General features: G+C 71.5%; 6 protein-coding genes. 1 reads left to right on the top strand and 5 read right to left on the bottom strand.

Annotated elements, in window-relative coordinates; genetic code table 11:
* Positions 1-181: 181 nt before the first annotated feature.
* From ACWGJ2_RS28310 to ACWGJ2_RS28295, 4 genes are all read right to left on the bottom strand, one after another.
* Positions 182-427, bottom strand: coding sequence for a chaplin (locus tag ACWGJ2_RS28310; RefSeq protein ID WP_453349092.1), 246 nt, complete (start codon positions 425-427; stop codon positions 182-184).
* Positions 428-616: 189 nt separating this feature from the next.
* Positions 617-865, bottom strand: a complete 249-nt coding sequence (locus ACWGJ2_RS28305) for a chaplin (protein ID WP_453349091.1) — start codon at positions 863-865, stop codon at positions 617-619.
* Positions 866-1,079: 214 nt separating this feature from the next.
* Positions 1,080-1,721, bottom strand: coding sequence for a response regulator (locus tag ACWGJ2_RS28300; RefSeq protein ID WP_453349090.1), 642 nt, complete (start codon positions 1,719-1,721; stop codon positions 1,080-1,082).
* Positions 1,714-2,916 (bottom strand): GAF domain-containing sensor histidine kinase, encoded by a 1,203-nt coding sequence (locus ACWGJ2_RS28295; protein ID WP_453349089.1) that lies wholly within the window; start codon positions 2,914-2,916, stop codon positions 1,714-1,716. Before ACWGJ2_RS28295 ends, ACWGJ2_RS28300 begins: the two co-directional genes overlap by 8 nt.
* Positions 2,917-3,304: 388 nt before the next feature.
* Between ACWGJ2_RS28295 and ACWGJ2_RS28290 the strand changes: the two genes are divergently transcribed.
* Positions 3,305-4,066 (top strand): aggregation-promoting factor C-terminal-like domain-containing protein, encoded by a 762-nt coding sequence (locus ACWGJ2_RS28290; RefSeq protein ID WP_453349088.1) that lies wholly within the window; start codon positions 3,305-3,307, stop codon positions 4,064-4,066.
* A 158-nt stretch (positions 4,067-4,224) separates the two neighbouring features.
* Here ACWGJ2_RS28290 and ACWGJ2_RS28285 read toward each other — a convergent pair whose 3' ends face one another.
* Positions 4,225-6,924 carry an FHA domain-containing protein gene (locus tag ACWGJ2_RS28285; protein WP_453349087.1) on the bottom strand — a complete coding sequence of 900 codons (2,700 nt, stop codon included), beginning with the start codon at positions 6,922-6,924 and terminating at the stop codon, positions 4,225-4,227.
* Positions 6,925-7,098 lie beyond the last annotated feature (174 nt).

Here is a 7,098-nt window from a genome sequence, read left to right as displayed (position 1 = left end):
GGGGGGGGCTGCGGGGGGGGCGGGTGCGGGGTCGGGCGCCGGGACGCGCCGCGGCCCCGCGGGCCGTCGCCCGCGGGGCCGCGTTCTGATCGCTCTGATCGTTCCGGTGGTCCCGGTGCTCGTGGTGCCGGTGCCCGCGTGTGCTACGGGTCTCCGTGTGCGCCGCGCGCCCGGCCGGGGCTCAGTGGTTCTGCGAGGAGTTGCCGAACACCGGGTTGAGGACGCCGACCACGCTGGCGGAGTTGCCGGTGGCGTTCACCGGGACGTCGACGGGGATCTGGACCAGGTTGCCGGAGCCGACGCCGGGCGAGTTGGCGGCCCCTCCGCGCGCGGAGGCGTTGTCGGTGGCGAGCGCGGAACCGGCCGAGGCACCGGCGGCCATACCGGCGGCGGCGAGGACAAGCACGACCTTCTTGGCGGTCTTCATGGGATGTCGTTCCTTCTGTGTGGCGCACGGCTCCGGTCGCGGAGACGCGCGGCGGAAAGCGGGCGTACGGGTGGAGCGCGGACGTCCGGGGTGGGGGCCCGGGAACGGCCGCGGCCGACGCACCGGAGACGGCGCCCGCCCCTGGGTGGGCACCCGGGGCGGGGTCTGCGCGGTGCGCGGCGGGTGGCGTCAGTGGTTGACGGAGTTGTTGCCGAAGGCCGGGTTCAGGCCGCCGATGACGGTGGCGGTGTTGCCCGTGGCGTTCACGGGGATGTGAACCGGGACCTGGACCAGATTGCCGGAGCCGACGCCGGGCGAGTTGGCGGCGCCACCGTGCGCGACCGCACCGCCGCCGTGCGCGGCTGCGGCGCCCGCACCGGCGGCGAGGATGCCCCCGGCGACCATGGTGACGGCCGCTGCCTGCTTCAGCTTCTTCACTTTGTTTGCCCCTCCTGGCGAGTGGCCGCGGCACGTTGCCGCGGCATGCCCTGGAGAACGGGACCGGCGCTCAGGGGATACGCCATTGGAGCGACATCTACACGACGGTATGAATCTCATCCCGGACGGGAACGTTCCGCCGCAATGTCCCGCCGCGCGCTCACGGGGCGGCCCGTCGCCCCGTCAAGCCCGTCCCTGCCAGCCCGCCAGCCCGTCAGCCCGTGACCCCGTGCCGGACGGCCCAGAGCGCCGCCTGGGTGCGGTCCGCCAGATCCAGCTTCATCAGGATGTTCGAGACGTGCGTCTTCACCGTCTTCTCCGAGAGCACCAGCGCCCGCGCGATCTCGCGGTTGGAGCGGCCGTCTGCGATGAGGCCGAGTACCTCGCGCTCCCGCTCGGTGAGCGAGGAGCCCCGTCCCGCTCCGCCGCCTGCCGCGTCGTCCGAGAGCAGCGCCCCCGCGACCTCGGGCTGGAGCAGCACATGGCCCGCGTGTACGGAGCGGATGGCCCCGGCGAGCGCGTCGGGGTCGACGTCCTTGTAGACGTATCCGGCGGCGCCCGCGCGCAGTGCCGGGACGACCGTGCGCTGCTCGGTGAAGCTGGTGACGATCAGGACGCGTGCGGGGTTCGCGCTCTCGCGGAGCTTGCGCAGGGCCTCGATGCCGTCCGTGCCCGGCATCTTGACGTCCATGAGGACGATGTCGGGGCGCAGTTCCTCGGCCCTGGCGACACCCTCGTCCCCGTCGGCCGCCTCCCCCACCACCTCGATGTCGTCCTGGACCTCCAGGAACGTGCGCAGTCCCCGCCGTACGACCTGGTGGTCGTCGACGAGCAGGACGCGGATCACCTCAGCCACCGGGCACCTCCAGCTCGATCACAGTGCCCTTGCCGGGCTCGGACTCCACACTCAGCCTTCCTCCGACGCCGCCCGCCCTGTCCCGCATGGAGACGAGCCCGAGGTGGCGCCCCGCCCTGCGCACCGCGTGCGGGTCGAAGCCCTGGCCGTCGTCGCTCACCCGCAGCACGGCTCCCGTTCCCCTGCGGACGAGGGCGACGTCGACGCGTACGGCGTCCGCGTGGCGCAGCGCGTTGTGCAACGCCTCCTGGGCGACGCGCAGCACCGCCTCCTCCTGGGCCGCCGGGAGGGCGCGTACGCCCTCGCAGGAGAAGCTGACCTCGGCCGAGTGCGCGCGGTCGAGGACCTGGGCCTGGGTACGCAGGGTGGCGACGAGGCCGTCCTCGTCGAGCGCCGCCGGCCGCAGTTCGACGACGGCGGCGCGCAGTTCGTCCGCGGCCTCGGCCGACAGGCGTGCGATCTCGTGCAGCTCCTCCTTGGCGCGTCCCGGGTCACGGTCGACGAGCGCCGTGGCCGCCTGGGCCGTGAGGCGGAGCGAGAAGAGCTTCTGGGCGACGGCATCGTGCAGTTCGTGGCCGATGCGGGCGCGCTCGCCAGCGATGGTCAGCTCGCGGCTGCGCTCGTAGAGGCGGGCGTTGGTCAGCGCGATCGCCGCGTGCTGGGCGAGCAGGCGCAGCAGTTCCTCGTCCTGCTCGGTGAAGGCGCAGCGCCTGTTCCCTGGCGCCGCCCCGCGCCCCGTCTCGCGCCCGGCGCAGCGCTTGTTGGCGAGGAAGAGGGCGCCCAGTACCTCTTCGCCGTCCGCGATGGGCATGCCCAGGAAGTCGGTCATCTCGGGGTGCGCCCTGGGCCAGCCGCCGAAGCGGGGGTCCTCGCGGACGTCGGCGAGGCGCTGCGGGGTGGCCTCGTGGAGCATCGCGGCGAGGATGCCGTGCTGGCGGGGCAGCGGGCCGATGGCCTTCCACTGGCGGTCGCTGACGCCGTCCACCACGAACTGGGCGAAGCCGCCGTGGTCGTCGGGGACACCGAGAGCCGCGTACTCGGCGTCGAGCAGCTCGCGGGCCGAGGCGACGATCGTCTGGAGGACGTCGCGCACTTCGAGGTGCCGGTTCATGGCGAGCAGCGCGGCGCTGACGGCGGCGAGTCCCGTGCCCGGCGGCCTGGGGTCCGGGGCACATCCCCCGGGAGTGTGCGGCATGGGGCTCACGGTACCGGCGAGAGGGCGCCCGGAGATCGGACGTGCGCCGGGCCGGGCCCCGGACCGTGGACCTAGGTCCCGGGTCGGGCGGACACGAGAGACTGTGACGCTACGCATTTGCACGAGCACGGTGCGGCATGCCCGGCGGGTCGGGGTGTGACCCCGGACATAGGACGCAGGTCACGTACGAGGTTGCTTAGTAGACACTCTGGGCAACCCGGACGTGCGGAGCGCACGTGCGCCCGGACCGTAAGGACCGGGTTCAACTAAGAGCGGTAGTAATGGTGCTCTTTGCCCTGGGTTTTGCGGCCCGCTAAGAATGTCTGCCGCCGCAGGACCCCCTGTGGTCCGTGGTGTGTCACCGGAATCGGAAGAGGCCCGCTCACTCATGACCGTCCCCACTTCTCATCGCCGCCGTGGCGGCAGACTGACCCGGTTCCAGAAGGTGTCGGCCGCCACCGGTGTCGCGGCCGTCGGCGCCACCGCGCTGGCCGTCGCCGTCGTGCCGGGCCAGGACAACGGGAGCGCTACGGTGCGCACCGCGAGCGCCGACCTCTCCGCGCAGCCCGTCGCATGGCAGACCGCACAGGACAGCCCGACGGCGCAGCGGGCGAGCATCGACGCGCAGTCCTCGCACGCCGACGACCGCGCCCAGGCCGAGGCGAGGACCGAGGCCCAGCAGCAGGCCCAGGCGAAGAACCGCGCCGAGGCCGCGCGGGCCGCCGACGCGGAGCGGGCCCGCGAGGCGCGGGAGAAGGCGGCGAAGGAGAAGGCCGCCAAGGAGCGCGCCGAGCGGGAGCGTGCCCGTAAGCAGGCGGCGAGCCGCTCGGCCGAGCGCAAGAGCACCACCGCGACGCCCTCCGGCTCCCCGCAGGAGATAGCGCGCCAGATCATCGGCGACGAGTCGCAGTTCCAGTGCTTCTCGAACATCGTGGAGCACGAGAGCGGCTGGAACCCTCGGGCGCAGAACGCCAGCAGCGGCGCCTACGGCCTCGTACAGGCGCTCCCCGGCTCCAAGATGGCCTCGGCGGGCTCCGACTGGCGCACCAACCCGGCCACCCAGATCAAGTGGGGCCTCGGCTACATGAACGACCGCTACGGCAGCCCGTGCGGCGCCTGGTCGTTCTGGCAGGCCAACAACTGGTACTGAGCCGGTCCCCGCACCCGGGCGGTACACATGCCGAAGGCGGCGGCACCCTTCCAGGTGCCGCCGCCTTCGCGTGTGCGCACGGTGGCGTCGCGTCGTCCGTGGTGCGGCGCCGGGAGCCGGGAGGGCGCGGTGCCCCCTCGGCCCCTTGCCCCTTCACCTCACTTGCGCATGACCTCCGGCTCGTGCCGCCGCAGCAGCCGCGCCACGGCGAAGCCGCAGGCGACGCCGATCAGGATCAGCACCGTCATGTCCAGGAACCAGATCCCCGTGGAGTGCTCCCACAGCGGGTCGAGGTCGGTCGGGTTGTCGCGGTCCCAGGGGGCCATGACGTTGGACAGGTCGATGGTCGCGCCCGTCGCGCCGATCGCCCAGCGGGACGGCATCAGCCAGGCCAGCTGCTCGATGCCGGGCGAACCGAAGATCTTGAACAGCACGCCGGTGAACACGACCTGCACGATCGCGAACATCACGAGCAGCGGCATCGTCTTCTCGGCCGTCTTCACCAGCGAGGAGATGACGAGGCCGAACATCATCGAGGTGAAGCCCAGCGCGATGATGCCCAGGCAGATCTCGACCGAGGCAGGCATCACGAGGCCGTCCTCCGGCACCTCGCGCGGGAACAGGCCGATCACGGTGATGATGACGCCCTGGAGCGCGGTGATGAGACCGAGGACGACGACCTTGGACATCAGATACGCGGAACGGGACAGGCCGGTCGCCCGCTCCCGTTCGTAGATGACCCGCTCCTTGATCAGCTCACGTACGGAGTTGGCCGCGCCGGAGAAGCACATGCCCACCGCGAGGATGAGCAGGATCGTGCCCGCGTCCTGGTTGAAGCCCTTGGGCGCGGCCGGGTTCTTCTCCAGCCCGAAGTCGGACGGGATGACCGTACTGACCACGCCGAGGATCGCGGGCAGCAGGATCATCAGCGCGATGAAGCCGCCGTCGGACGCGATGACCGAGGTGTATCTGCGCACCAGCGTCCAGAACTGCGAACCCCAGCTCTGTGGCTTCTGCACCCGACTGGGCGGGGCCTGCACCTGCTGCGGCTGCGGGGCGACGGCGTCGAGGTCGGCCGCGTAGAGCTGGTAGTGCTGCGAGCCCTGCCAGCGGCCCATCCAGTCGTAGTCGCGGTAGTTCTCGAACGCCGAGAAGACGTCGGCCCAGCTGTCGTAGCCGAAGAAGTTGAGCGCTTCCTCCGGCGGGCCGAAGTAGGCCACGCCGCCGCCGGGCGCCATCACCAGGAGCTTGTCGCACAGCCCCAGTTCGGCCACGGAATGGGTGACGACGAGGACCGTACGGCCGTCGTCGGCCAGTCCGCGCAGCAACTGCATGACGTCGCGGTCCATGCCCGGGTCGAGGCCAGAGGTGGGCTCGTCCAGGAAGATCAGCGACGGCTTGGTGAGCAGCTCCAGGGCGACCGAGACGCGCTTGCGCTGGCCGCCGGAGAGCGAGGTGACCTTCTTGTCGGCGTGGATGTCGAGCTTCAGCTCGGCGAGGACCTCCTCGACCCGCGCGTTGCGCTCGGCCTCCGCGACGTCACCGGGGAAGCGGAGCCGCGCGGCGTAGCGCAGCGCGGTCCGCACCTTCAGCTCCTTGTGGAGGATGTCGTCCTGCGGCACCAGACCGATGCGCTGACGGAGTTCGGCGAAGTGCTTGTAGAGGTTCCTGTTGTCGTAAAGAACCTCACCGACATCCGCGGGACGGTATCCGGTGAGCGCCCGCAGCAGCGTGGACTTTCCGGAACCGGAAGGGCCGATAACGCCGATGAGCGACTTTTCGGGAACACCGAAGGTGACGTTGTTGAGAATCACCTTGCCGTTGTCGACCTTCACCGTCAGATGACGGGCGGAGAAGGAGACCTCGCCGGTGTCGACGAATTCTTCCAGCCGGTCGCCGACCAGCCGGAAGCTGGAGTGGCCGACGCCCACGGTGTCCTGGGGCGTGATGACGGCGGCGCCGGACTTCGGCAGCGGCTGGCCGTTGACGTAGGTGCCGTTGTGGCTGCCCAGGTCGCGGATCTCGAAGCGGCCGTCGGGCGACGCGTGGAACTCGGCGTGGTGGCGGGAGACCTGGAGGTCCGAGACCACCAGCTCGTTCTCCAGCGCACGGCCGATGCGCATCACACGGCCGAGGGAGAGCTGGTGGAAGGTGGTGGGGCTGCGGTCCCCGCCGCCCTGCCTTCCGGCGCCGGCCCCTGCCCCTGCCCCGGCGCCGTGCTGCGGCGCCTGGTGCGGCTGCGGCTGCTGCGGCTGTTGCTGGTGCTGCGGATAGCCCTGCTGCTGCGGGTAGCCCTGCTGCTGCGGCACCTGCTGCTGGTACTGCTGCGGCGGCTGCTGCTGCCAGTCGCCCTGCGCGGGCGGGTGCTGCTGGCCCCAGCCGGGGCCACCCTGGCCACCGGGTCCGCCCTGGCCACCGGGGCCACCGGGACCGCCAGGGCCGACGCCCGGGTGCTGCTGGGGCGGCGCCTGCGTGGCCGCCTGCGCCTGCGGCGCCCCCTGCTGCCGCGCGTCCGGTGCCGCGGTCTGCGCGCTGTAGACGTCCGCGCCGGGAGCGGCAGCCGCGCCCGCCGCCGAGAGGTTCAGCCGCGGCCCGTCGGTCGCGTTGCCCAAGTGCACGCTCATGCCGGGGCCCAGCTCCAGTTGCTGGACGCGCCGGCCCTGTACGTAGGTGCCGTTGGTGCTGCCCGGGTCCTCGATGACCCAACTGCGCCCGCCCCAGCGGATGGTGGCGTGCCGCCAGGAGACTCTGGCGTCCTCTATCACCACGTCGCCCTGCGGATCACGCCCAAGGTTGTACGCCCTGGACGGATCGAGCGTCCAGGTCTGTCCATTCAATTCCAGTACGAGTTCCGGCACTCCATGCCCCACAAAGTTGTCCCCCGAGCAACCCCCTGGATAGGGAGTCTAGGGATGGCGAACATCGTGGGGAACTATTCCAGGCCCGGGCCTCGAACAGGAAGTCGCCCCGTATCAAGCTCGTCCCGACGTCGCCGGTTGACTCGGTCGAAAGGGGCTCGGAGAGTGGTAAGA

The organism is Streptomyces sp. NPDC054796 (assembly GCF_053611545.1).
The sequence above is the reverse complement of the archived record's forward strand: the minus strand, read 5'-3'. Positions and strand labels throughout refer to the sequence as shown.